This is a genomic window from Streptomyces sp. NPDC001222, from assembly GCF_042896945.1.
GTDB classification, from domain to species: domain Bacteria; phylum Actinomycetota; class Actinomycetes; order Streptomycetales; family Streptomycetaceae; genus Streptomyces; species Streptomyces gibsoniae.
On sequence record NZ_JBIAXT010000006.1, the window covers coordinates 113,456 to 137,829 of the forward strand.

The 24,374-nt window shown below is 70.7% G+C and carries 22 protein-coding genes; 13 read left to right on the plus strand and 9 right to left on the minus strand.

From position 1 onward, the window contains the following. Positions 1-10: 10 nt before the first annotated feature. Complete coding sequence (locus tag ACFY2Z_RS11165) at positions 11-2,620, minus strand: Pls/PosA family non-ribosomal peptide synthetase (protein WP_390743893.1); 2,610 nt, start codon at positions 2,618-2,620, stop codon at positions 11-13. A gap of 732 nt (positions 2,621-3,352) precedes the next feature. Between ACFY2Z_RS11165 and ACFY2Z_RS11170 the strand changes: the two genes are divergently transcribed. Beyond that, positions 3,353-3,934: a GNAT family N-acetyltransferase gene (locus ACFY2Z_RS11170; protein WP_390743894.1), complete on the plus strand. Its 582-nt coding sequence runs from the start codon at positions 3,353-3,355 to the stop codon at positions 3,932-3,934. A gap of 86 nt (positions 3,935-4,020) precedes the next feature. Continuing rightward, positions 4,021-4,476, plus strand: a complete 456-nt coding sequence (locus tag ACFY2Z_RS11175) for a hypothetical protein (RefSeq protein ID WP_390743895.1) — start codon at positions 4,021-4,023, stop codon at positions 4,474-4,476. Positions 4,477-4,509: 33 nt separating this feature from the next. Here ACFY2Z_RS11175 and ACFY2Z_RS11180 read toward each other — a convergent pair whose 3' ends face one another. Next, positions 4,510-5,574 (minus strand): biotin/lipoate A/B protein ligase family protein, encoded by a 1,065-nt coding sequence (locus ACFY2Z_RS11180; protein WP_390744077.1) that lies wholly within the window; start codon positions 5,572-5,574, stop codon positions 4,510-4,512. Between the two features lie 239 nt (positions 5,575-5,813). Here ACFY2Z_RS11180 and ACFY2Z_RS11185 point away from each other — a divergent pair, with 239 nt between their 5' ends. Then, positions 5,814-7,526, plus strand: coding sequence for a SpoIIE family protein phosphatase (locus ACFY2Z_RS11185; RefSeq protein ID WP_390744078.1), 1,713 nt, complete (start codon positions 5,814-5,816; stop codon positions 7,524-7,526). Between the two features lie 50 nt (positions 7,527-7,576). On the opposite strand, the gene ACFY2Z_RS11190 is transcribed toward ACFY2Z_RS11185, so the two are convergent. Together ACFY2Z_RS11190 and ACFY2Z_RS11195 are read right to left on the minus strand one after the other, a co-directional pair. Then, positions 7,577-7,783: a DUF6417 family protein gene (locus tag ACFY2Z_RS11190; protein WP_390743896.1), complete on the minus strand. Its 207-nt coding sequence runs from the start codon at positions 7,781-7,783 to the stop codon at positions 7,577-7,579. A gap of 121 nt (positions 7,784-7,904) precedes the next feature. Next, the gene (locus ACFY2Z_RS11195) at positions 7,905-8,885 is read right to left on the minus strand and encodes a D-cysteine desulfhydrase family protein (protein ID WP_390743897.1); all 981 of its coding nucleotides are present in this window, start codon (positions 8,883-8,885) and stop codon (positions 7,905-7,907) included. Between the two features lie 252 nt (positions 8,886-9,137). On the opposite strand from ACFY2Z_RS11195, the gene ACFY2Z_RS11200 reads away from it, so the two are divergent. Next, positions 9,138-10,049 (plus strand): SGNH/GDSL hydrolase family protein, encoded by a 912-nt coding sequence (locus ACFY2Z_RS11200; protein ID WP_390743898.1) that lies wholly within the window; start codon positions 9,138-9,140, stop codon positions 10,047-10,049. A gap of 101 nt (positions 10,050-10,150) precedes the next feature. Here ACFY2Z_RS11200 and ACFY2Z_RS11205 read toward each other — a convergent pair whose 3' ends face one another. Further along, positions 10,151-11,047, minus strand: a complete 897-nt coding sequence (locus ACFY2Z_RS11205; RefSeq protein ID WP_390743899.1) for a hypothetical protein — start codon at positions 11,045-11,047, stop codon at positions 10,151-10,153. 176 nt (positions 11,048-11,223) lie between these two features. Between ACFY2Z_RS11205 and ACFY2Z_RS11210 the strand changes: the two genes are divergently transcribed. From ACFY2Z_RS11210 to ACFY2Z_RS11240, 7 genes are all read left to right on the plus strand, one after another. Continuing rightward, positions 11,224-11,397, plus strand: a complete 174-nt coding sequence (locus ACFY2Z_RS11210) for a CsbD family protein (protein ID WP_390743900.1) — start codon at positions 11,224-11,226, stop codon at positions 11,395-11,397. A gap of 225 nt (positions 11,398-11,622) precedes the next feature. Next, entirely contained in the window at positions 11,623-11,976 is a 354-nt protein-coding gene (locus tag ACFY2Z_RS11215; RefSeq protein ID WP_390743901.1) for an STAS domain-containing protein, read from the plus strand. Further along, on the plus strand, positions 11,973-12,911 hold the full coding sequence (locus ACFY2Z_RS11220; RefSeq protein WP_390743902.1) for an anti-sigma factor RsbA family regulatory protein: 939 nt from the start codon (positions 11,973-11,975) through the stop codon (positions 12,909-12,911). Before ACFY2Z_RS11215 ends, ACFY2Z_RS11220 begins: the two co-directional genes overlap by 4 nt. 288 nt (positions 12,912-13,199) lie before the next feature. Further along, positions 13,200-13,391, plus strand: a complete 192-nt coding sequence (tgmA, locus tag ACFY2Z_RS11225) for a putative ATP-grasp-modified RiPP (protein ID WP_390743903.1) — start codon at positions 13,200-13,202, stop codon at positions 13,389-13,391. Between the two features lie 16 nt (positions 13,392-13,407). Further along, on the plus strand, positions 13,408-14,388 hold the full coding sequence (gene tgmB / locus ACFY2Z_RS11230; protein WP_390743904.1) for an ATP-grasp ribosomal peptide maturase: 981 nt from the start codon (positions 13,408-13,410) through the stop codon (positions 14,386-14,388). Between the two features lie 130 nt (positions 14,389-14,518). Continuing rightward, positions 14,519-15,478, plus strand: a complete 960-nt coding sequence (locus tag ACFY2Z_RS11235) for a LysR family transcriptional regulator (protein ID WP_390743905.1) — start codon at positions 14,519-14,521, stop codon at positions 15,476-15,478. A 162-nt stretch (positions 15,479-15,640) separates the two neighbouring features. Beyond that, positions 15,641-17,656 (plus strand): collagenase, encoded by a 2,016-nt coding sequence (locus tag ACFY2Z_RS11240; protein ID WP_390743906.1) that lies wholly within the window; start codon positions 15,641-15,643, stop codon positions 17,654-17,656. A 382-nt stretch (positions 17,657-18,038) separates the two neighbouring features. Here ACFY2Z_RS11240 and ACFY2Z_RS11245 read toward each other — a convergent pair whose 3' ends face one another. From ACFY2Z_RS11245 to ACFY2Z_RS11255, 3 genes are all read right to left on the minus strand, one after another. Further along, positions 18,039-18,752, minus strand: a complete 714-nt coding sequence (locus ACFY2Z_RS11245; RefSeq protein ID WP_390743907.1) for a helix-turn-helix domain-containing protein — start codon at positions 18,750-18,752, stop codon at positions 18,039-18,041. Between the two features lie 332 nt (positions 18,753-19,084). Continuing rightward, on the minus strand, positions 19,085-20,074 hold the full coding sequence (locus ACFY2Z_RS11250; RefSeq protein ID WP_390743908.1) for an aldo/keto reductase: 990 nt from the start codon (positions 20,072-20,074) through the stop codon (positions 19,085-19,087). Between the two features lie 248 nt (positions 20,075-20,322). Then, the gene (locus ACFY2Z_RS11255) at positions 20,323-21,135 is read right to left on the minus strand and encodes an SAM-dependent methyltransferase (RefSeq protein ID WP_390743909.1); all 813 of its coding nucleotides are present in this window, start codon (positions 21,133-21,135) and stop codon (positions 20,323-20,325) included. Between the two features lie 251 nt (positions 21,136-21,386). Between ACFY2Z_RS11255 and ACFY2Z_RS11260 the strand changes: the two genes are divergently transcribed. Continuing rightward, complete coding sequence (locus tag ACFY2Z_RS11260) at positions 21,387-22,625, plus strand: PP2C family protein-serine/threonine phosphatase (protein WP_390743910.1); 1,239 nt, start codon at positions 21,387-21,389, stop codon at positions 22,623-22,625. A gap of 273 nt (positions 22,626-22,898) precedes the next feature. Continuing rightward, entirely contained in the window at positions 22,899-23,606 is a 708-nt protein-coding gene (locus ACFY2Z_RS11265) for a hypothetical protein (RefSeq protein WP_390743911.1), read from the plus strand. A gap of 31 nt (positions 23,607-23,637) precedes the next feature. Here the strand turns inward: ACFY2Z_RS11265 and ACFY2Z_RS11270 are convergent, their stop codons facing one another. Further along, entirely contained in the window at positions 23,638-24,372 is a 735-nt protein-coding gene (locus tag ACFY2Z_RS11270; RefSeq protein ID WP_390743912.1) for an LmeA family phospholipid-binding protein, read from the minus strand. Positions 24,373-24,374 lie beyond the last annotated feature (2 nt).

The following is a 24,374-nucleotide window of genomic DNA, read 5'->3' on the forward strand; positions in this document are numbered from 1 at the left end:
CAGGCCTTCCTCAACTCACCGTCGGCGCGGCACCGGGTGCCGTGGACGTCGTTGTCGTCGCGGCCAGACCGACTCCGAAGGGTCGGCCGGGAGCGTCCGGGTTCTCCGCCGCCGGGTTGCCGCCCCACCGTGCGTACGGAGGGACTTCCTCGCCCTTCATCAGGAAGGAGTCGGGTGCCAGCTCGGCGTGGTCGCCCACGATCACGCCGTAGTGGACATGTGCGGCGACACCGAGCGTGCAGCCGGCACCGAGCGTGGTGCGGTCGGACTTGAAGGTGCCGTCCTCCTGGGAGTGGCACTGGATCTTGCTGCCGATGTTGAGGGTGCAGTCGTCCCCGATGGTGGTGAGCGTCCGCTCCGTCACATACAAGCCGTCGTCGAAGACCCTGCGGCCGATGCGCACGCCCATCATTCGCCAGATCAGGTTCTTGAACGGGGTGCCGTTGAAGACCATCACATGGCGGTCCGGGACCTTCCACAGACGCTCGTGCCACCAGAAGTACGGGTCGTAGATGGAGCACAGCTGAGGGCTCAGCGGACGGAACCGTGCGATGGAGCGCTCCACCAGGGCGAAGTACACCGCGGTGAACGCGAGGCTGAACGTCAGATAGCAGGCGATGACGATGTACCCGAGCGCTCCGTACAGATTGAGGGTGGCGAGACCGACCGCTGTCAGGACGAAGGCGTGCAGCCACCGGACACAGAGGAAGAAGGCCATGGAGCGCAGGTTGTAACGATTCTTCCGGGTGAGGTGACTGCGTAGTTCGTTGCCCGTCCTGAGGTGGTCGAACCGGGAGTCGCGCTCGACCGTGCGGGGAATCTCGAAGCTCGGCGAGCCGAGCAGCCCGACGTCCTCGCGTACCTCGCCGTCGAGGGGAATCTTCACCTTGGTGGCCAGCAGGCAGTTCTCACCCGTCCTGGCTCCCGCGGGATAGGCGATGTTGTTGCCGATGAAGTTGTGCGCTCCGATCGTCGCCCGGGACACCCGGAAGGACGTACTCGAGAAATCCGCGTTGATGATGGACAGGCCGTCGGCCACCATCGTGCCCCTGCCGACGGAGACCAGATACGGGGTCTCGTGCACCACTTCGGTGCCGAAGTTGGAGCCGGTCTGCTCCACCTGCGTCAGGTCGTAACCGAGAGCCCTCAGGTAGTGCACGATGTACGAGCTGTCACCGAAGAGCCAGGTGAAGAACCTGATGTTCGTCATGAGGGCGATGCCCCGTTGCGCCGCGTACCGGAAACCGCAGAGCGGATAGACCTTGTCGGGCTTGATGGCCAGGTTCAGCAGACGGGGAAGGGTGCAGACCGCGATGAAGCCGCCGACGACGAGACCGAAGAACGCAACGCAGGAGATCAACAGCGAGTCGGTCAGGAGTTCCGGGAAGGAGTCGACGTCGTTCGGGCTCAGGCGGTCCTCGAGCGCGGGCACCCAGCTGAACACCATGTACATACCGCCGACGAGCAGCGGGACGTACAGCAGGAAGAGCTGCAGCAGGGTGGCGATTCCGAACCAGGCCCGGCGCAGCGTGCCGCACTTGGCCGGCTCGACCCGTACGAAGTCCATCTCCGTGGGTTGCGCCGGAGATCCGTACCGGCGCTCGCCGTCCGGGACGGACTGGCCCCGGTACAGAGCGGACGCGTGACCGAGCTGGGCCCTGTCACCCATCGAGGTGTCGATGTCGAGCACGGTCTTCTCGCCGACGAGCACATCGCGGCCGAGGGTGACCCGCCCGGTCTGGATACGCCCGGCATGCGCTCGGTAGCACATGAAGAACGCGTCCTTGCGGATGACGGTGCCCTCGCCGACCGTGAGCAGGTCGGTGCAGACCGGCACGGAGCGGGAGAGGATCGTGACGCCCTTGCCGATCCGGGCGCCGAGAGCCCGCAGGTACAGCACATACAGCGGGTTGCCGGCGAGGAAAATCATCGGATTGGCATGGAGCAGCGCCTTCACGATCCAGAACCGCACATAGGTCAGGCCCCAGACCGGGAACTCACCCGCCTTCCAGCGGCCCACGAGAGTCCACTTGGCCAGGATCGGGAAGAAGCACACGACAAGGAATCCGCTCCCGCCGAACATGAGGGACCGGAGATAGATGTCGGTGATACCCGTTCCGTCGGACACCCAGTCGTAGCCTCGCGCGGCGGCCAGTCCGGTGGCGAAGGAGTACGCCAGGAAGAACAGCAACTGGAGCGTGCCGCACAGGACATAGGACGCCGTGCTCGCCCGCGTCACCGGAGTCTCCGCAGCCGTCACCGCCGGTTGCACCGGCCGTGCCGTCAGGGTGTGTCCGTCCACGGGAGTGGGGATGGCGTCCGCGACAGCCGCTGTCAGGTTGCGGATCGTGGGGTTGCGATAGATGTCCTTCATGGACACCGAGGGCAGATCCGCCCGCTTCCTGACGCGCGCGCAGAATTGCGCCATCACCATCGAGTTGGCACCGAGGTCCTCGAAGAAGTGGCTGTCGGCCGAAACGCGTTCGACGCACACGACATCAGCCAGTACTTCGGCGAATTTCCTCTCGGTTTCCATGGTCGACGGGCCTGCGCTGCTTCGCCTGGCGTTCGGAGGTTCGTCCGGGCCGGGTATCAACACCTCGGCAGACTTCTCTCCCATGCTAACTCCTTGCGGATATATCGCTAACCATCGCCTTACGACGGTCAGGCCCATGTCCTGACGCCCGGCTTGAAACCGTGCGCTTCAGTGTCAGTCTGTCGCGATCGGGAGGCCACTCGGAATCGATCTCGACAACTCGACACTATCGCTCAACGAGCCGGTATTCCTGGGCTCGCCCCGCCCGGAAACACGGTGACATGCACTCGGATGGCGGCTCTCCCTTCTGCGCAACGGCCATATCTCCGCACGTCAGAGCGCTGGCTCCCACCAAGAAAGTCCTGACCCGAACGCGACAAGGAAACGTGCCGGGCTCCCCACGACACCACTCCCACGGTCCGTCCCGCGCGCTTCGGTGACATGCGGCTCCAATAGGTGAATGTTTGACAAGTATAGGCGTCTGGTCCGAACGAGTGAATTCAGCCGGGCGATTTGACAACTGGTAGGCCCTGAGGGGCATAACGCAGGATCCGGGGGTCGTGACCCTCGGTGCCGCAGGGCATTCCGTTTTCCGCCGAACACACTGTTGCAGCGCTCCCACATGGTGTGACCGAACATCAGAAATCCGTCGTCAGAGTCCTTCTCAACCAATTCGATGGAAAAAGACGCCGTACGCGCCGCCGGGGAACGGCCACCGCCGACCGACGGCTCCGGCCGTACGTCCCCGACGACGTCCGCGGCTCCGCTGCCGCGAAAAGCGCTTGCGCCGACGCGCCAGGCGAGCACAATCAGCGGGTGCAGATCCTGTCGTTTCCCGAAGAAGCCACCCCGGTCGAACTGCGCACACAGGTGCGCGACCTCCAGGAGCAGGCCTGGCCCTCCGCGGAGGGCACGGTCGGCCCGGACGGTGCCCCGACCCACGATCCCCTGCTGCGTCCCTGGTCGATGCTGCTCGTGGACCAGGGGACGGTGCTCGCCGCTCTGGACATCCTGTCGAAGGAGATCTCCCACGCGGGCGCGCGCTACGCCGCGGGCGGACTGAGCACGGTGGTGACACGGCAGGACAGCCGCGGCCTCGGACACGGCCGGCAGCTGGTCGCCGCGGCGCGGGAGACGATGATCGACCGGCGGCTGGACCTCGGGCTGTTCACCTGCGACAGCCCGCTCCGGACGTTCTACGAGCGCGCGGGCTGGCAGGTGCTCTTCGGCACGGTGCTGGTCGGCGGCACACCGCAGGACCCGTTTCCCAGTGACCTGCCCGGCTTCGACAAGGTCACCCTGGGCGGCTTCTTCTCGGCCAGGGCCCGACAGGACCGGACAGCGTTCACCGACAGCCGCATCGAGCTGTATCCGGGAGAGATCGACAAGCTCTGGTGACGATGTGCGGCGCGTACAAGTGGTGCGTTCCCCGGTCACGGTCGTAGCGTCGGTACACAGATGCCCACGGACGGCCGGGAGCGAACATGCGGATCCACAGGGTGAGGACGGCGGTCGCATCGGGTGCCGTCGCTCTGCTCGCAGCAGCCATGGGCACGGCCTCCGCCGCCCCACCGGCCGGACACGGCCCCGAACGGCAGACGGCTCATCCGGTGATCGTCGACTGTCTCTGGCACGCGCAGGTGCGGCCCGCCGATTTCATGCTCGCCTGCGGTGACGGCAACAGCCGCCTGTCCTCGCTGCACTGGTCGCACTGGGACCCGGGCTCGGCCACGGCCAGCGGTATCAACGTGGTCAACGACTGCAACCCGTACTGCGCGGCGGGCACGTTCCACTCGTACCCGGTCGTCGTACGGCTCGACCGGCCGGAGCCCTGGAAGAAGGATCCGCAGCTGCGGCACTACACACAGCTGAGCCTCGTCTACACCGCCGGGAGGCCCGACGGGTTCCATCGCGTGGTCACGTATCCGCTGTGGGACTGACGCCGGCCGGCCGCACGCACCGACCGTGCACGGCTACGGCACGCGCGCGGTCCACTCCGGGGCGGAGAACTTCGTGGCGGCCAGTTCCTCGGCCTGCTCCAGCTCCTGCGGGGTGATGTGGCCCTCGCTGAGGCCGTAGCGGGTGCGGAACGACTGGATCATGCGGTCGATGACGGCCTCCCGGGACAGCCCGGTCTGCCGCCGCAGCGGGTCGACGCGCTTCTTGGCGCTGCGGGTGCCCTTGTCGGACACCTTCTCCCGGCCGATGCGCAGCACCTGGACCATCTTGTCGGCGTCGATGTCGTAGGACATGGTCACGTGGTGCAGGACCGCGCCCGGACCGCCTTCGGGGCCGACCATGCGCTTCTGCGCCGCACCGGCGATCTTGCCGGCGTCGGTGGCGATGTCGTTGAGGGGCTGGTACCAGGCCTTGATGCCCATGTCGTCCAGGGCACCCAGCACCCAGTCGTCGAGGTAGGCGTAGGAGTCGGCGAAGGACAGCCCGGACACGAGGGAGGCCGGCACGGACAGGGAGTAGGTGATGGTGTTGCCGGGCTCCACGAACATGGCGCCTCCCCCCGAGATGCGCCGTACGACGGTCATCCCGTGCCGGCGCACGGCCTCCGCGTCCACCTCGTTGCCCAGCGACTGGAAGCTGCCGATGACGACGGCCGGGCCGCCCCACTCCCACACCCGCAGGGTCGCCGGCCTGCGCCCGGCGGCGACCTCCGCCGTGAGGACCTCGTCCAGGGCCATGTGCAGGGCGGGCGACTGGGGCTCCTCGTGGATGAGCTGCCAGTCGTGGTCGGTCCAGTCGGTGGCCTGGGCGAGCGCGCGGCGGACGGCTGTCGCGACGCCTTCGGGAGTCAGGCCGTACATGACGGTGCCCTCGGGCAGGCCCGCGCGGACGCGCTCGGCGAGTTCGGGGGCCTCCGTGGTGACCGGGGCGCCTTCGAGAGCCCGGTCGATGGCGAGCAGGGCCTCATCGGGTTCGAGGAAGAAGTCTCCCGCGACGCGGACATTGCGCAGGACGCCGTCGTGGTCGTCGAGATCGACCACCACCAGCTTGCCCCCGGGTACCTTGTACTCGCCGTGCATGCCCACCGCCTTGATCGTTCCTGGACCGCCGTCACGGTAACGCCGCTCGCTGGTCTCCTGTTCCACGGGCCGGTCCGAACGTGCGGCCCGGTGGTGGCCTGTTCACCGAGTCCGGAACGGAGTGCGCGTTCCGCTCGGAAACCGTGAGAATATCGGCACCAGATACGGTCGCCTTCGGTCCCTGCTCGGGCAGGGCGGGCACGGTCGGCCTCGACGCGGAGGGGAGGAGGCCGAGCATGATGAACCTCAACGGCATCGACACCGTCGACGAGCTCTCTCGGCGAACCGGTCAGGAGTCTCTGAAACCGGCGCTCGACGCCCTCGGCACCGGCGCGTACGTCGTCGACGAGCAGGGGCACATCGTCGCCGTCAACTCCCGTGCCGAACTCCTGCTCCTGCGATCGCCCGGGGAACTCCTCGGGCAGGACGCCCACGACCTGCTGCACCGCAACCGCCATGGGGAACTGGTGCCCAGCGCGCAGTGTGAGATGAGACAGGCGTTCCTGGGCCGGCAGACGGCACAGGCCGAGGCCGTCTGGCTCGTCCGCGGGGACGGCTTTCTGCTGCCGGTGTCCTGGCTGGTCACCCCGTACGACATCGGTGAGCCGCAGGGCGCCACGCTGGTGCTCTTCCACCCGTCCACCGACACCCCCCGCGCCCGTACGGAGCCGATCGCGGCGCCGCTCTCCGAGCTGGAACGGCTGGCTCTGCTGGCCGAGACGACCACCCAGTTGACCTCGACGCTCGACGTGGACGAGGCGCTGAGGCGGCTGGTGGCCCTGGTGGTGCCCCGGCTGGCGGACTGGGCCGTCATCGACCAGATCACCGAACGCGACGAGGTGTGGCGCACGGCGGTGGTCCACCGCGAGAACGGTGTTCTGGTGCACCGGGACGATCTGCAGGGGCCGATGCCGCCCGTGCCGGAGGACTCCCCGATGCCGCTGTCTCGCGCCCTGCGCGGCGTCGCGTCGACCCTCACGGGCCCCGAGACCTACCGGCGCACGCCGGACTCGGGGATCGCGGTCGCACAGCGCCGGCTGTTCGAGGCGACCGGTATGCACTCCGCGGCCATCGCCCCGATCCGCGGTCTGCGTGAGGTACTCGGCGCCCTGACCCTGGGGCGTTCGGAGCGGCCCGAGGCGTTCACCTCCGCCGACCTCGCACTGCTGGAGGACATCACCCGCCGGACCGGGCTGGCCCTGGACAACGCCCGCCTCTACCAGCGGCAACGCAAAGTCGCCGAGACCATGCAGCGCCATCTGCTGCCCCAGCTGCCGCGGCTGCCCGGGCTGGAGATGACCGCGCGGTATCTGCCCGCTCCCGACGCCTCACAGGTCGGCGGGGACTGGTACGACGTCTTCGCGCTCGCCGACGGTGACACGGCGCTCGCCATCGGGGACGTCGCCGGGCACGACCTGGACGCGGCGGCCGGTATGGCGCAGGTGCGCAACATGCTGCGTGGCCACGCCTGGTCCCAGAAGGAACCGCCGAGCCGCATAGTGGAGTGGCTCGACGAGGCGATGACCCGCCTCACCGATGTCTCCATGGCCACCACTGTCTTCGCCCGGACGGCGGTCGGCAGCGACGGACGCTGGACCCTGCTGTGGACCAACGCCGGTCATCCCCCGCCCCTGCTGGTGACGCGTGAGGGCCTGACCGAGTACCTCACCGAGGGGCACGGCCCTCTCCTCGGCATCAGGCCCCGGCGGCGACGCGGCGACGCGACCGTGGTGCTGCCGCCCGAGTCGACGCTGCTGCTGTACACCGACGGTCTCATCGAATCGCGGGGCCACTCCCTCGACGAGGGACTCGACCGGCTGCGCCGGCACGCCGCCGCGCTGGCCCGCCGCTCGCTGGACTCGTTCGCCGACGAGTTGCTCGAACGCACGCGTCCGGCCGACAACGACGACGACGTCGCGGTTCTGGCCCTGCGCACGCCGGCGATGCCGTGACGGCCGGCGCTCGCGCGCGCCGGGCACCCGAGCGCGGCGGGCCGCGGCGGTCAGTTCTCCGAGGGGATGCGGGACGCGATCTCCCGGGCCAGCCGTTCCGCCTCCGCGGACAGCGGGCCGCCCTGCTCGGCGACCGTCGCGAGCAGTCGTAGCAGATCGTCCGCTTCCTCGCGGCTCATCAGTGCCAGGCGCTCCATCGTCCGCTCTACAGGAGCGGACTCGAGGTCGTCGAGGCCGAGGGGGTCGTAGTCGTCCATGTCCTGGGCAACGTACCCGGTGCGCGGCTGGTCACGCGGGCCGGGGCAGCCGCGCGGCCGTCCCCCATTCACTCGCCGTGGCGCACCGGTACGGCGCCACGGACGCGGCCGGCTGTCGGTCTCAGCCGGCCGGGTGGGAGCGCAGGGCGGTGACGGTGCGCCGTACGGTCTCCGCATGGCCGAACACGCCGGGCAGCCCACCGGTGTGGAGCAGCACGGTGCGTTCCCCGCGGCGGATGTCGCCGTCCCGGACGGCGCTGATCAGACCGGCCAGGGCACGACCGCTGTAGACCGGGTCCAGGACGATGCCCTCGGTGGTCGCAGCTGTCCGCATCGCCTCCAGAACGGGTTCGTGCAGTGTCCCGTATCCGGCGCCCACCTGGTCGGTACGGATGCGCAGGGATCCGGGTGCGACGTCGCGCCGGGTGAGGGCGGTCGTGAGGCCGGCGACCGTCTCGGCGGGGTCGGCCACCGCGCCACAGTGCACGCCGAGGACCCGTTCCTCGCCGAGCGCGCCGATCAGCCCGGCCATGGTGCCGCCGGAACCGAGCGCGACCACGACATGCCGTACGGCGGGCAGCTGGGCGAGCAGTTCCTCCCCGCCGTCCACGTATCCCCGTGCTCCCAGGGGGCTCGAACCGCCGAAGGGGATGAGGCAGGGATGGGCGCCGCTCTCGCGCAGCTGCGCGCAGACGTCCTCGGCGGCATCACCCAGGGCGCTGGGAGCGCCGTCCCCGGCCCAGTGGATCCGCGCCCCGAAGAGGCTGTCCAGGACCAGGTTGCCGGAGCCGTTCGCCCTGTCGGCCTCCGTACCGGGGAAGACCAGGACGACGTCGAGTCCCACTCGGGCTCCGGCGGCCGCGGTGAGACGGGCGTGGTTGCTCTGCGCGGCCCCGGTGGTGACGAGGGTGTCCGCGCCTTCCGCCAGGGCGGCTCCGACGGTCCACTCCAGTTTGCGGACCTTGTTGCCGCCGCCCCCGAGGCCGATGAGATCGTCCCTCTTGACCCACAGATCGTCCTCGCCGAGGCCGAGCGCCGTCGCGAGGCGGGGCATCGGCTCCAGCGGGGTGGGCCACGTCGACAGGGTGATCCTGTCACTCATGCGATCTCCAGCGGACGGTGGGACGAGGGACCGCGCGCAGGGTCCGGGTGATCCGCATTATCCACCGCGATCGAGGGGCCGGGCGGGAGCGGGGCGGCGGCCGGGCGGGCCCGTCGATTCGTTACGGCACAACAGGTACCGCGGGCCGGTGTTCTTTGTGATCCTCAGAAACCGCGCGGGCCGGACGAGTTGGCCTCGCGTCCGCTCCGGCCGCCCGGCCGGAGGGCCTGCCCATCCATGAAAGGACCGGCCGTGGCGAAGAAGGCACGGAGTCTCGGTGCGAGACGCGCGTTGGCGTTCAGTGCGGCAGTGATCAGCGGCGCCGCCGCCCTGGCGGGCACGGGTGCCGCTCCGGCGAGCGCGTCCCCCGTGGGCGCGCGGGGCGGCGACTATGTCGCCCTCGGCGACTCCTACGCGTCGGCACCGGCGGTCCCCGGCCAGGTGGACGCCAACTGCAAGCGGTCCGACCACAACTACCCCTCCCTGGTGGCTGCTCACGAGCGGGCACGGCTCACGGACGTGACCTGCTCCGGGGCCACCACCGTCGAGATGACGGCCCCTCAGGGCACGGCCCCGGCCCAGTTCGCCGCACTCAGCCGCAGGACGGGCCTGGTGACCGTCAGCATCGGCGGCAACGACGTCGGCTTCACCACCGTGCTCGGTACGTGTGCCCGCCTCACCTCCTCCGATCCGGCCGGTGCCCCGTGCCGTGCCTACTTCACCAGCGGCGGCGTCGACCGGCTCACTGAGACGGTCGAACAGACGGCGCCGAAGATAGCCCGTGTGCTCCACGGCATCCGGCAGCGGTCGCCGCACGCCCGGATCCTGGTGGTGGGCTACCCGGACCTGTTCCCGGACAACGGGGTGGGCTGTACGAGCACCTCGGTCCCGTTCGCCGCGGGGGACTTCCCCTATCTCCGGGACAAGGAGAAGGAGCTCGACGCGATGCTGGCCAGGGAGGCGTACCGGCACGGCGCACGGTACGTCGACACGTACACGCCGACCATCGGGCACGACCTGTGTCGGCCGACCGGGCAGCGCTGGATCGAGACCCTCACCCCGGACACGCCCGCCGCACCCTTGCACCCCAACGCCCAGGGGGAGCAGGCGATGGCGGCGGCCGTCGAGCACGCCCTCGGCTGTCACGGGTGGCGGCGCGGATGACCGTCCCCGGCCGGCCGCGGCCAAGGTGACGCGGCCGGTCACCTTCGCCCGCCCGTGTGTGCGTCGCCCCCGGGCGGGCTCGCGCACGGGAGCCGTGTGTGTCAGGTCGCGGAGCGGCCGCCGCCGGAGTCACCGTGCAGTGTGCCGGTGAGCCCCACCGGGTTGCCCGAGGGGATGACTCCGGCCGCCACCACCGTCCGGGCCCATGGAGCCAGCAGCTCCGCCAGCCGCATCGTGGCGTCATGGCCCAGAGCGCGCCACGGCCCCTCGGCGGCCGCGTCGGTCGCGTCCTCGATCGCGCGGTGCTCGGCCACCCCCCGGCCGGTCAGCCGCCCGCCGTCCTCGACCCATCCCCGGTCCCGCAGCGCGGCCTCGGCGGCGTGCCAGGCCCCGGCGTCCCACTTCCGGCCCTCGCGCAGCAACGCGCCGTCCGACTCCCCCGCCGCGGCCTTGAGCACCAGCGCCTCGACCGGGCCGACGCCTCGGCTCACCAGCACCGCGACATGCCCGTCACCACGGTGCTCACGGAGCGTGGTCACGGCCTGCCACAGCCGCGCATGGGGCTCGGCCGGGCGGTCGAGGGCCTGGTTGGCGGCGCCGAGCACGCGCCCCGCGGTGTCGGCCGCCTCGGCCGCGGCCCAGGCCAGGTCCGCCGCCTCGGCCATCCCGGCACTGCGCAGGGCGTCCTGCCCGAAGAGGCGCCCCATGGCAAGACCGACCCCTCGCCGGCGCGCGGCGAGGATGTCCGTCACTGTCGCGTACCGCCACGCGTCCGGCAGTGCCCGTGTCACCCGGCTGGGGTGGAACACATAGAAGGCGCTGGTCACCACCGCGGGCGGGACCGGTCCGAGCGGCGCGGCGCGCAGGGCGACATACCCCATCCAGAAGCCGCGCATACCGAGCTCGTCGGCCGCTTGCCGTGCCTCCGGCGTGAAGTACACGAGGTCGTGCACCGGCTCCGCCAGCTCCCACATCATCCGGGACAGGCCCTCAGTCACTGTGCTCCCCCTGTACCCGCAGGCCCCGCACCACACTGGTCATGACCGCTGTCATAGCACACCTCCATGACGGTTGTCATAGAAATCGTCCGGGGTGGATGTCCAGGTTTGAATACCGGACCCGAGGCCACTCGATGTATTGCCCCCGTAGTCGACGTGACGTGGAGTGAGCAAAGGTGGCTGGAGAGCAGAAGGCCAAGGGAAAGATGGAACAGGCCAAGGGCAAGGCCAAGGAGACCGTCGGCCGCGCCGTCGGGAACGAGAGGCTGACGGCCGAGGGCCGGGCCGAGAAGGCCAAGGGCGCCGCTCGCCAGGCGAAGGAGAAGACCAAGGACGTCTTCAAGCGCTGACACATGAGACGCCCGCACCAGGGTCCCCGTGCATCGGACGGGGACCCTTCCGCTGCCCGCAGAGCCCCCGTACGGCGTCCGATCGACCCGGACGGCAGGCAGCGTCCGGCGTCCGCTCGGCCCTGACGGCAGGCAGCGCCGAGCGCCGTCGAAGGCGTCGCCGACGGGCCGTCAGGGCTATGGTGCTCGTGCGTGGACCGGCACGAGGGCGAAGGAAGGTGGAGCGTGGACGTCTCACTCGGGGAACTCCCGGCCGCCCCGCCGCGCGACGGGGCCCGACTGGAGGCCCACCCCCTGCCGGCACGTCCCGGTGTACGGGTCGTCGGGGAAGTCACCCTCGACACACGAAGCGGCTGGCGGGAGGCGCTCGGCCTGCTGATGCGGCAGGAGGGCACACCGCTCCATATGGAGCTGTCGGAACTGGCGTTCATCGACGTGGCGGGGGTCACGGACCTGGTGACGGCCGCGCGGTCGCTGCCCGAGGGACGGCACCTCGTGGTCCACCGGCCGCCGCCGCAGTTGACGCGCGTACTCGACATCTTCTGGCCCGGAACGGGCGGGATCGAGGTGGCACCGTGACCGACGCGGTCACCACACGGGAGGCGTTCCTCCACCCGGCCCTGTTCTATCGCGGCCCGCAGCAGTACGTCGCCGGGACGGTCCCCTTCCTTCTCGCGGGACTCGCCGCGGGCGAGCCGGTCGCCGTGGCCGCTCCGCCGGACCGCCTCGCACTGATCCGGGACGGCCTGGGCGCGCATGCCGACGAGGTGTGCTTCGTGGACATGACCCAGGCGGGCCGCAATCCGGGATGGATCATCCCGGGGGTACTGCGCAGGTTCGCCGACGCCCACGGCGACGGACGGGTACGGATCATCGGTGAACCCATCTGGCCCGGCCGCACCACGGTGGAGTACCCGGCGTGCGTGCAGCATGAGGCGCTCATCAACGCGGCGTTCACCGGGCGCGAGGTGACCATCCTGTGTCCGTACGACGCCGCCGGGCTCGACAGCGGTGTGCTCGACGACGCATGGGCCACCCATCCGGTGGTGATCGACGAGTACGGGGAGACACCGTCCCCCGCCTACAGCCCCGAGGCGGTCGCCGCCCGCTACAACGAGCCTCTGGCGGTACCGCCGCCGGGCGCCGCGGAGTTCGTTTTCGACAGCAGCGGGCAGCTGTCCCGGGCGCGTGAGTTCGCCGTCCGGCACGGCGCGCGCATGGGCCTGTCCGTTCCGCAACTGGAGGATCTGGCGCTCGCGGTGGCGGAGTTGACCACCAACAGCGTCCTGCACGGTGCCGGCGGCGGAACGCTGCGGATCTGGGCGGAGGGCGGGCAGGTCGTGTGCGAGGTGCACGACGCGGGCCGGCTGATCGATCCACTGGCCGGCCGCCGCCCCCAGGCGCCCAGCCGACCGGGCGGCCGGGGGCTCCTGCTGGTCAATCACGTCGCCGATCTCGTCCGTGTCCACACCGGCGATCCCGGCACCACCATCCGCTTCTACCTCGCCGTCTGACCCCCCGCCGCGCGGACGCCCTCGGAGGCGCCTCGCGGGCCGGGTGACCAGGCGGGGCGGCCGGTTCCCGCGCAGAGCCCCCAGGCCGGTCCGCCTCGCCGGCGGCCACAGCCTCGCCCGAGGGAGGCGAACGTTCCGGGGCCGGCCGCCGGTCCGTGACACAACGTGACGCAACCATTCACCCGTTCGATTCGTATAAGTGGGTGGAGCCACAGCGACCCGGCAGCCGGCGGCCATATCGGAGCGTCACCATCCGCCTGCCGAGGAAGCACGGAACAAGGAGAGACGATGCGACCGTTCGCGCTGCACTACGCTCGCCCGGCCGAGGAGTCGGAGGTCAGCACTCCGTACACCTACGACTCCGCCCTGCAGTTGAACGTCCTCCCCAACGGACGCATAGCCGCCCATGACTACGCGGTGTTGCGGGAATGGGGAGCCACGACCTCCACCGCGGGCTCGAAGACCCACTTCGACGACTGAACGCGGAGCGCCGACGATGACCGTGCTGATCCTCACTTCTGAACAGGATGTGACGGCGGACATGGTGGTGGCCGAGTTGCACGCGGCGGGTGTGCCCGTGGTCCGGCTCGACCCGGCGGACCTTCCGGGCGCCGTGGCGCTCTCGGGGGAGTACGTGCACGGCACCTTCCAGGGCCATCTCTCCGCCGCCGGCCGCCTGGTGAGCACCAGCGGGCTGCGGTCCATCTGGGTGCGCCGGCCCGGGGTTCCGGCCACCCGGGTCCCCGAACCGTCGGCCTGGCTGACCGAGGAGGCCTCACAGGCGCTGTACGGAATGCTGCACGGCATCGGCGCACGCTGGATGAACCGTCCCGACGCGGCCCGCCGGGCCCGTCGCAAGCCCTGGCAGCTCCATCTCGCCCAGCGCAGCGGACTGCCCGTACCGGCCACTCTGATCACGACGTTTCCGCAGGCCGCTCGGGACTTCGCCGAGCGTTTCCCCGATCTGGTGGTCAAACCCGTCTCCGGAACGCACCCGCAGGACCCTCCCCGGGCGGTGCCCACCAGCCGTGTCGCACCGGACGCCGACTTCGCCGCCGTGGCCTTCGGCCCCACGCTGCTGCAGCGGCGGATCCCCAAGCGCGCCGACATCCGTCTCACCGCCGTCGGCGACCAACTGCTGGCGGCGCGCAAACCGGCCGTCCCCGACGCCGAGGACGTGGACGTCCGGTTCGCCCCCTCCACCGGCCCCTGGGAGCCCGCCGACGTCCCGCCGTGCATCGCCGCCGCCGTGCACAGCTATCTGCGCCAGGCCGAACTGGCCTACGGCGCCTTCGACTTCGCGGAGGACACCGACGGGATCTGGTGGTTCCTGGAGTGCAACCAGTCGGGACAGTTCGGCTTCGTGGAGTTGGAGACCGGCCAGCCCATCGCCCGCACCCTCGCCCACTGGCTGGCGCGGGAGGAAGCGGAGGAAGCGGACGCAGAGCCGCCGTCCTCCCCCGGCCCGTCGCACTGACCGGCCACGGCGCCGAAGGTAGGCGGAATCCCCGCCTTGTGTCCGGCGGTTCACGATGGAACGCTTCCCCACCGCCGGTGCGACGCCGGCCGCCGGACCGACCGGACGACGAGGAGGGGGAAGCGGGCCGATGGAGTTGGAGCTTCGGCATCTGCGTGTGCTCTGCGCGATCGCCGACGCGGGGAGCGTGGGCCGGGCCGCGTCGGACCTCGGGTACTCCCAGCCGGCTCTGAGCACCCAGCTCCAGCGCATCGAGCGCTTCTTCGGCAGGCCTCTGTTCGAGCGCGGAGTGTCCGGTGCGACGCTGACCCCGTACGGCCTGGAGGTCGTGGCCGAGGCACGGGATGTCCTGGCCCGCGCGGAGGCGATCGGGCACCGGCGGGCGGCGAGCACCACGAGCACACGCCCGGTGGTGCGTCTGGCGGCGACCAACTCCCCCGTCCTGCCCGGCATGGTCGCCCGGGTCCGTGACCGACTGCCGGGGGTGTCGCTCACAGTGAGCAGCGTGTACGCCTCCTCGGCGATCGTCGAGCTCCTGGAGCGGGGCGAGGTGGATGCCGCCGTCGCCGCGGACTACCCCGGCAGCGAACTGCGCCACTCCGCCGCGCTGGTGCATCGTGGGATCGTCACCGAGCCGACGTTCGTGGCCCTGCCGGCCCGCCATCGACTCAGACACCGTCCTCAGATCGCGCTCGCCGACCTGGCCGAGGACGCGTGGTTCGTGACCCCCGACGACGGGGCCGGCTGGCCGGGCGTCTTCTACGCGGCATGCGAAGCGGCCGGATTCTCGCCCGTGACGGTACATCAGTTCCTGGGCGATCGGCAGCAGTTGCTGAGCATGATCGCCGACGGGCTGGGGGTGTCCCTGGTGCAGGCGACACTCCGCTCCATCCCCGATGTGCTGGTGAGGCCCCTGAGCGGCACACCGTTGTGGTGCCGCTATGTGCTGGTCTGGCGGCGTGACGCGCTGTCCGGGGAGGTGGCGGAGACGCTGTTCTCATCCGCCACGGCCGCCTACCGTGAGCTCGTCGCGCAGTCGCCGCATCTGAGGGCCTGGGCCGCGCGGACCTGGAGCGTGGCGGGGCGGTAGAGGCGGGCCGGGACAGCGGCCGCCGTGTGTGCCGTGCGTGTTATGGCACGACAGTGCAATGTGCTATGTCACACGCCATTGTCGGCGCACGGGGCCACTGCGATGGTGCCTCTCACGCCTCATCACCCCTTCCGAGGCGCATCGATCCATGAAGGAGTCCGGATGCGCTACTTCGCCCTGCCCGGACGCGTGGCCGGCGCGCTCGCCGCCGGGGTCACGCTCGTCGGCCTGCTGGCGCCACCTGCCCTCGCCACGCCCGGGTCACCGGCCCGGACCTACACCCCCACCACAGTCCACGACTCCGCGCCGTCTCCCGCCGTCGGCGCCCCCGGCGCCGTAGCCGACTCAGCCCCGCCCGCTCCGACCGGCTCCACCCAGGCGGCCCCCGGGCACGCCGTGCAGGACCGGCGGACGGCTCCCGCCCAGCTGCCGCCGCTGCGGCCCGCCGTGCCCCCGCACGCGCCCGGCTCCGCGGCCGGCCCGGTCGCCGCGTCGAAGGCCACCTGTTCCCCGGCCGACTTCGGCAGCAGGACCGGCCCCGCGCTCGTCGCGTTCATCAGAGCGTCGACCGTGGAGTGCGTCAACAGCCTGTTCGCCGTCACCGGTTCCGACGCGGGGCCGGTCTTCGGAGAGTCCCAGATGGTCACCGTCGCCAAGGCCTTCACGACGACGGCGCGCAGATACGGCGGCGACAACTCGGCCGGCATCTGGCAGTTGGTCCTGTTCCTGCGGGCCGGGTACTACGTGCAGTTCAACGACCCGTCGGACACCGGCCCTTACAGCGAGCGGCTGACCGACGCCACGGCCCGGGGGCTGGACGCCTTCTTCGCCCGCCGGCACGCGTGGGACGTCACCTCGGCCAACGGTGACGTCCTGGGCGACGTCGTCATCCTCACCGACAGCGCCGATCTGCAGGGCCGTTATCTCACCGCCTATCGGCGCCTGCTCAGCGGATACGACGGATCCTATGACGCCGTCGCGAGCATGGTGGCCGCCGTGAACGACGTCTACACCCCGCTGTGGCGCGGAAACTGGAACCCCGCCTATGTGGACGCCGTCGCGGCCGACCCGCGCATCATCGGCACCCTGCACACCTTCGCGCTGCACCACCTGGACCTGCTGGGGACCGACCGTGCCTATCTGGACTCCAACGCCGGGATGGGCCTCGCCCGCCATGTCGAACATCCCGCGCTCACGGCCCTGGTCCGGCCGCCCGCCAAGAACCTGTTGGACTCCTCGCGGATCACCGGCACGACGGCGCAGTTGTGGGTGGCGGTCGCGACCCAGCTGGACGCGTACGACAAGGCCGACTGCTCGTACTACGACGTCTGCGACCTCGCGGGCCGGTTGAGCAGTGCGGCGCTGCCGGTCACCCGCGCCTGCGACGCCACGCACACCATACGGGCCCAGTCGCTGACAGCCGCCGACCTCGACGCGGCGTGTGCGAGCGTGCTGGGTCAGGACCCGTATGTGCACGACCTCGTCAAGGACGCGGGACCGATACCCGGCCAGTACGAGTCGACCGTCCAGCTCGTGGTGTTCGCCGGTCCGACCGCCTACCGGACCTACGCCGGGGCGATCTTCGGCGTCAGCACCGACAACGGCGGCATCACCCTCGTCGGGGATCCGGCCGACCCCCACAACCAGCCGCTGTCGATCATGTACCAGAAGGCGTACGACGACGGCTTCACGGCCCGGATCTGGAACCTCAATCACGAGTACACGCACTATCTCGACGCACGCGACGACATGAAGGGCGACTTCACACAGCAGACGGCGGTCCCGGACATCTGGTGGATCGAGGGGCTGGCCGAGTACGTCTCCTACGGCTACCGGGGCCTCACCGACACCGAGGCGGTCGCCGAGGCCGGCAAACACACCTACACACTGAGCACACTGTTCCAGAGCACCTACGCCAACAGTGACGTGACGCGCACCTATCCCTGGGGCTATCTCGCGGTCCGCTACATGGTCGAGAAGCACCCGGCGGACATCGAGCGCATGCTCGCCCGCTTCCGCGTCGGCGACTACCCGGGCGGCTATGCCGTCTACGCCGCCGACATCGGCACGCGCTACGACGCCGACTTCGACGCCTGGCTCACCACGTGTGCCGCGGGCGCCTGCGCCGAACCGGGAGCGGTCGTACCGCGGCCCGGCACGCACCGTCCGACGCACTAGCGGGGCGACACCGCCCACTTGAAGAGGGCCACCGCCAGGTCCCGCCCCGGCTTGGCGGTCCGGTCCACGCACCCGTGGTCACACCGCGGACGCGGCCGAGAAGCCGGCCCGCGCCACCTTCCTCGCGGTCCACCTCGTCGCGAGGCAGGCGGGACTTTCGCGGTACACCTGGGGTGTCCGACAATTCGCGCCGGATCAGCGCGCGGCGTCCGGCGCGGGGGGCACCTCCCAGCGGTAGCCGGGGGAGCATCGCAACGCGGAGGATCATCCGCGTACCGGACGTACTCGGGTGATCCGACCACGCGGCGAGGGGCCGTGCCTGGGCACCTCCCAGCCGCCCGGCCGGGCGAGTCACGCGCCCGGCGGGAATTGTCCGACACCCCTAGCGCTCGTCCGTGCGGAAGCCGCCGGGGGTGTGACCCGTCTCGCGGGCGAGGAACTTCCCGAAGTTGGTGGGCTCGGAGAATCCGAGCATCCGGCCGATCGCGGCGACGGACAGATCGGTGTGCACCAGCAGGCGCTGCGCCTCCAACGCGACGCGGGCGTCGATGAGCTGCTTGGCAGTGCGGCCGGTGGCGGCCTGGCACGCCCGGCTCAGCGTACGCGCCGAGCAGCCGGTCCGGACGGCGTACTCCTGCACGGAGCGGGTGGCGGCGAACGAGCGCTCCAGCTCGTATCGGAAGGCACGGAAGACCTCGCCGCCCAGGGCCGCCGAGGCGGCGCCGCCCGATTGCGGCAGTCGGGCCATGCGCAGCAGCACCGCGCCGAGGAGTTGGCGCAGCAGCTGAACAGTGAGGTCGGCGTCGGTGTCCTCCGGATCGCTCTCCATGGCGTGGTACTCGGCCGCGATCTCGGTCAAGGCCCGGTCGAGGGCCGCGTAGTCGCCCGGCGACAGTGTCCAGGCGGCCGGGCCGAAGCCGTCGAGGAGAGGGGCGGCCAGGGGCAGGCGTGGCGGGAAGGCCCCGGTGAAGAGCACCAGCACACCGTCGAGTTCGGCCGGACGGCCCGTCGGGTCGGCCGGGAACCGCTGCACCTGCCCGGGCCGCACATGCAGCAGGGTGCGCGGCGCACAGTGCCGGGGAACGAAATCGACCATCGCGGTTCCCTCACCGCCCCGCACGAGAAGCAGTTGATGGAAGTCCGGCCGACTTGCGGTGCGGGCCACTGACCTTTTCAGACGGCGACGTAGAGCGTCGAACGTCAGGACCTCGATTCCCAGCCGGGGGCGGTCGGGATTGCGGTAGGCAATCTCGACGGGATCGCGATGTCCAACTTCAACCATAGTGGGTCCCGACCCTACCTCGCTGCGGGAGCGGACCCTCGAAGTCACCAGCCTCGACGGCGAGCGCGTCGCCCGGCCGGCACCACACCGGGGGTCCCCTGGTCGAAGAGCTCTGGGGACCCCCGCTCGAAGCCGGCAGGGGCCGCCTAGCGGTTCACGGTCCGCATGCCTGCCTCGTCGTAGCGCTCCCCCGCGACCTTCGGGAGTTCCGCGTCGATGCGCGCGAGGTCGTCCTTCGTCAGCTCGACGTCCGCCGCGGCCGCGTTCTGCTCCAGGTAGGTGCGGCGCTTGGTGCCCGGGATCGGGACCAGGTCCTCACCCTGGGCCAGCACCCAGGCGATCGCGAGCTGCGCCGGGGTGACGCCCTTCTCCTGCGCGATCTCCTTCACCTTCTCGGCGAGCCTGAGGTTCGCCTGGAGGTTCTCTCCCGTGAAGCGCGGGCCGGTGCGCCGGAAGTCGCCCTCGTCGAGGTCTTCGGGAGAGGCGAACCGCCCGGCCAGGAAGCCACGGCCCAGCGGCGAGTAGGGGACGAACCCGATCCCCAGCTCACGGCAGGTGGGCAGCACCTCGGCCTCGGGGTCGCGCGTCCACAGCGAGTACTCGGTCTGCACGGCCGTGATCGGGTGGACGGCGTGCGCACGGCGGATCGTCTCCGCGGCGGCCTCGCTCAGGCCGATGTGGCGCACCTTGCCCTCCGCGACCAGCTCCGCGAGCGCGCCCACGGTCTCCTCGATCGGCACCTTGGGGTCGACCCGGTGCTGGTAGTAGAGGTCGATGTAGTCGGTCCCGAGCCGCTTCAGCGAACCGTGGACCGAGCTGCGTACGTGCTCCGCGGAACCGTCCTGCGGCCCGACCGTGCTCATGTCGCCCGGGACGGCGTTGTCCATGCGGTAATTGAACTTCGTAGCGATCACATAGGCGTCACGGCGCCCCTTGATCGCACGGCCGACCAGCGACTCATTGGTGAGCGGGCCGTACATCTGCGCGGTGTCGAGGAAATCGATGCCCAGCTCGAGGGCGCGCTGGATGGTCTTGACGCCCTCTTCCTCGTCGGCCGAGCCGTAGAAGGCGGACATCCCCATGCAGCCGAGACCGATGGCGGACACCTCGAGGTCCCGGAGCCTGCGCTGCTTCATGATCGTCTCCAGCCTTTCCCTGCGATCGTGCTCTTCCCTGCCGCACCGCGCTCCTCCGACTCGCCGGAGTCGTGAATGCCGCGCACCGGCATCCCGGCGGCACGGAGCCCGATGGGGCCATGCCGTGGACGCTACGACGTGGAGTGCGCTCGAAGTCAAGGACGCACTCCCCGACCTGCCGACGCATGCCCGGCCGGCGCACACGCGGCCCGCTCGGCGCTCCGAACCCAGCGGGTGCCCGGCTCGGGTCACGGATGCTTGCGGCCGACGCCCGCGTACACCCAGTACTCCGACGGGTTGTCCGGGATCGTGTCGCTCGGGCCGGGGCGCCACAGGGGCACATGGACCAGGCCGGGTTCGACGAGGTCGAAGCCGTCGAACAGGGTGAGGATCTCGGCGTGGGAACGCGCGGTGACCGGTGAGGTGGCCCTGGACCGGTACAGCTGCCCCACGGCGGCGGCGGTGTCCGGGCGGTCCTCGTTGGTGGCGTGTGTGAGCGCCAGCCAGCCGTCGTCGGGAAGGGCGTCCCGGAAGGCGGCGACGATGTCGGCCGGATCCTCCTCGGCCGTGATGAAGTGCAGGATGGTGACCATCAGTACGGCGACGGGCTGGTCGAAGTCGATGAGCTTTTGCACCTGCGGGGAGGACAGGACGTCGGCCGGCCGGCGGATGTCGGCGTCGACGATGGCCGCGTCCGGGTTGCCGCCGAGCAGGGAGGCACTGTGCGCCACGGCGACCGGGTCGTTGTCCACGTACACCACGCGCGCCCCCGGGGCGGCCGACTGCGCCACCTCATGGACGTTGCCCTGGGTGGGGATGCCGGAGCCGAGGTCTATGAACTGCCGCACCCCGGCCTCTATCAGAAAGCGCACCGCTCTCTGGAGGAAGGCGCGATTGGCCCGCGCCAGGGTGCGCACCTGCGGGTCGATGGCGGTGAAGGCCGCGAGAGCCTCCCGGTCGATCGCGAAGTTGTGCTCCCCGCCCAGCATGGCGTCGTACATCCGGGCCACGCTGGCCTTGCCGGCGTCGACACCCTCGGGGAGGAACTCATCACCTGGCACAGCAACTCTCCCCTCGCACAACGATCTTGATGTTCCATCATATAGTTGCGGCCGGAACCGCGGCGGGGCAATGCCGCTGCCAAGCGGTCACAACCGGCCCCACCCGGAAAGGCACGACCCTGCGGAACCAAGCGCGCAGCCATCTCGACGCAGCACCGGCCGCCGCCCGCTCGGGCCGTCGGCCGGCCTTCTCGTCCGGAGCCAATGTCATCGGGTCGGAGCTGGACCTCCATCTGACCGGCCGTCATATCGTGCAGACGCTGACACCCGGCTTCTGCGACGCGGCGTCGGTCTATCTGCTGGAGCGCTGGCTCGTCGAGGAGAACGCGTACCCGGCCGGGGATCCGCCCCACATCGAGGCCCGTCGGCTGGCGCTGCGCGTGGGAGCGGAGACCTCCGCGACATGGGAGGGCATACTGCCGGTCGGCGAGGTGATCGTCTTCCCGCGTGAGACGCCGTACGCGCGTTCCCTGGCCACCAGGCGTCCGCAGCTGCTGGACGCGGTCGACGCCCACACCTCCGAGCGGCTGCGCGTGTCGAGCGGCGACGACGCCCGTATCGGCCGTCTGCTCCGGACGGCCTCCTTCCTGGTCGTGCCCCTGCATCTGCGGGGCGCCGCCGTCGGTTTCGTGATCTGCGGCCGCGGCCCGGACCGGGCCCGCTTCCTGCCGGGCGACACCGCGGCCGTGGAGGCGCTCGCCGCGCGGGCCTGTGTGGCGCTGGACAACGCGCGCCGCTACGAACGCGAACGCCGGACCGCGCTGGCCATCCGGCAGAGCCTGCTGCCCGCCACCGCCCTCTCGTTCGACGGCTGCCACATCAGTCACGCCTATGCGCCCGCCGGCTACGACACCGTCATCGGCGGCGACTGGTTCGACGTGCTGCCGCGGCCGGGCGGCCGGATCGGACTGGTCGTCGGCGACGCCATGGGGCACGGCCCGGAGTCGGCCGTGGCGATGATTCAACTGCGCACGGCCGCCCGCACCCTGGCGGGTATCGACATCTCCCCCGCCGAGTTGGTGCGCCGGCTCGACACACTTGCCTCTGACATCCCCGGTGCCTCCTTCGCCACGTGCATCTACGCCGAGTGGGACGCACGACACCACACCTGCACCCTCGTCGGGGCCGGTCACCCTCCCCCGCTGATCCGAGGTCCGGACGGACAGGCCGCACCCGTCACACTCACCAGCCCGGGCCTGCCGCTGGGACTGGGCACCGGCACCTACGAGCCCACGGTGCTCGAGGTGCCCGAACCGGCGCTGCTCCTGCTCTACAGCGACGGCATGGTCGAGTCACGTCAATCCGACATCGACCAGGGCATCACCCGCCTCGCGGGCCTCTTCGCCCAAGCCGTTGACGCCTCCGCCGACCTCACGGCCTCCGACACCCTGCACACGTGGTGTGAACGGATTCTGCATCACACGTCGGTCATCAGTGGCACGGACGACCGAACCGTGCTGCTGGCCGCGCTGATGCCCTCGTCGGAGTGAGGGCGGACGTCGGCGAAGGGGAAGGGCCGGCACACCGTTCCGGCTCTCGGCGGCTCGCACACATGTACCCGCGAGGCGGCACACAGCCTGAATCCTCAAGCTCAGCTCGAGGAAAAGACATGACTCCATCAGAGCAAGAAGCTCCACTCATCCGTACCATCACTACGCTGGGGTATTCGCGTAGTTATCGCCGCCGTCACACGGAAGCCGGCCCCAGAACATGTGCCTGTGGCTTTCCGCGCCGCACCACAAGAACCGAGAAAGGTCGACCTCATGTCCGAGACCACCACCTCCGCCACCGATCTGACATCGCAGTACGCCGCGCAGGTGACCGACGACCTCGAACGCAATGTGAAGGAGCAGGACCGCGTCAGCGCGGAGATCACCGCGCTGCAGCAGCAACTGGCCGGTCTGCAGCACGACCACGTGGTGCTGGTGAACATGCAGCAGGCCCTCGGTCTGACACCGCCTCAGGTCGCGCCCGCGGTCACGGAGGACCGTGCCACCGTGCCCGCTGCCCGCAGGAAGCCCGCCGCCAAGTCCGGTACGGACAAGCAGGCGAAGCCGAAGAAGACCGCCCCTGCGCGTGGCCGTGGCGCGGCCGGGAAGACCGCCGACAAGAAGCCTGCCAAGAAGGCCGCGGCCCAGCCGGCCGCGGCGAAGCCCACCGAGGCGAAGCCCACCGAGGCGAAGGCGTCCGAGCCCACGCTGGTCGAACTGGTCCGCCGTCACCTCTCCGAGCAGAGCGAACCCCGCTCCGCCGCCGAGATCGCCAGCGGTCTCGGCCAGGTCCATCCCGAGCGCGCCATCAAGATCACCGTGATCCGCACGACGCTCGAAGGCCTCGTGGCCAAGAACCAGGCGCAGCGCAGCAAGCAGGGGGCCTCGGTCTTCTACAGCGCCCCGGAGAAGGCCACGGACAAGGCCGAGGAGAAGGCCGCGTCGGCCGACGACACCGCGGCGGCGGAGCGGACCGAGTAGGCCGCCGGCCGCCGCGGCACCGGCCGCCTGCTCAGAGGGTGTTGTTCCGTGCCGGCAGTCGAGCGTGCCCTCCGGCCAGGGTCACGTCGAGACCGGATGCGGTGATGTCGAGCGCCGTGGCCTTGAGGCCCAGGGGATAGTCGGTGCCACTGCGGTCGGACAGCGTGTCGCGGACGCGGTCGACGAGCGCGACGGGGGCGGGGCCGCCCAGGACCTCCGCGCTGTCGACTGCGAGCGTCACGCGTCCGTCCTTCAGCCGGGGCCGCAGGGTCACCTGGGCCAGGCCGCCCTGGCCGAGATCGAGGGCGATGGTGCCGGCCCCGGGGTCGGGGCGGACGCCGGTGACCGGGATCCTTGTGCCGGACGCGGCGGCCAGGGCCTGCAGCGAGGCCGCGGGCACCGCGACCTCGGCGTGGGTGCGGGCGACGGTGCCGGCCTGCCCACCCGCCAGACGGATGTCGTCGAGGCGCGCCAGTACGGCCACATCGGGGATGCGGCCGAGCCGTGCGTGATCGCTGCGTATGGTCACGGCGTCCAAGTGCCGCTCCCAGAGGTCGAGCAGGGCCGGTCCGCCCTCGACACGGATGTCACTGCCCTTGCCCAGGACTCTTCCGGCCACGGAGGCCAGGCGGTCGTGGAGCAGGGTGCGGGCCGTGAGTTCGGCGCCCGCAGCGGTGAGCAGCAGCGCGAGGGCGAGCGCGGTGACGGTGCGGTGGCGTCGTAGGAGCGAGCGCATCGCCGTCGTCGGGGTCGCTGGGCGGCTCATCG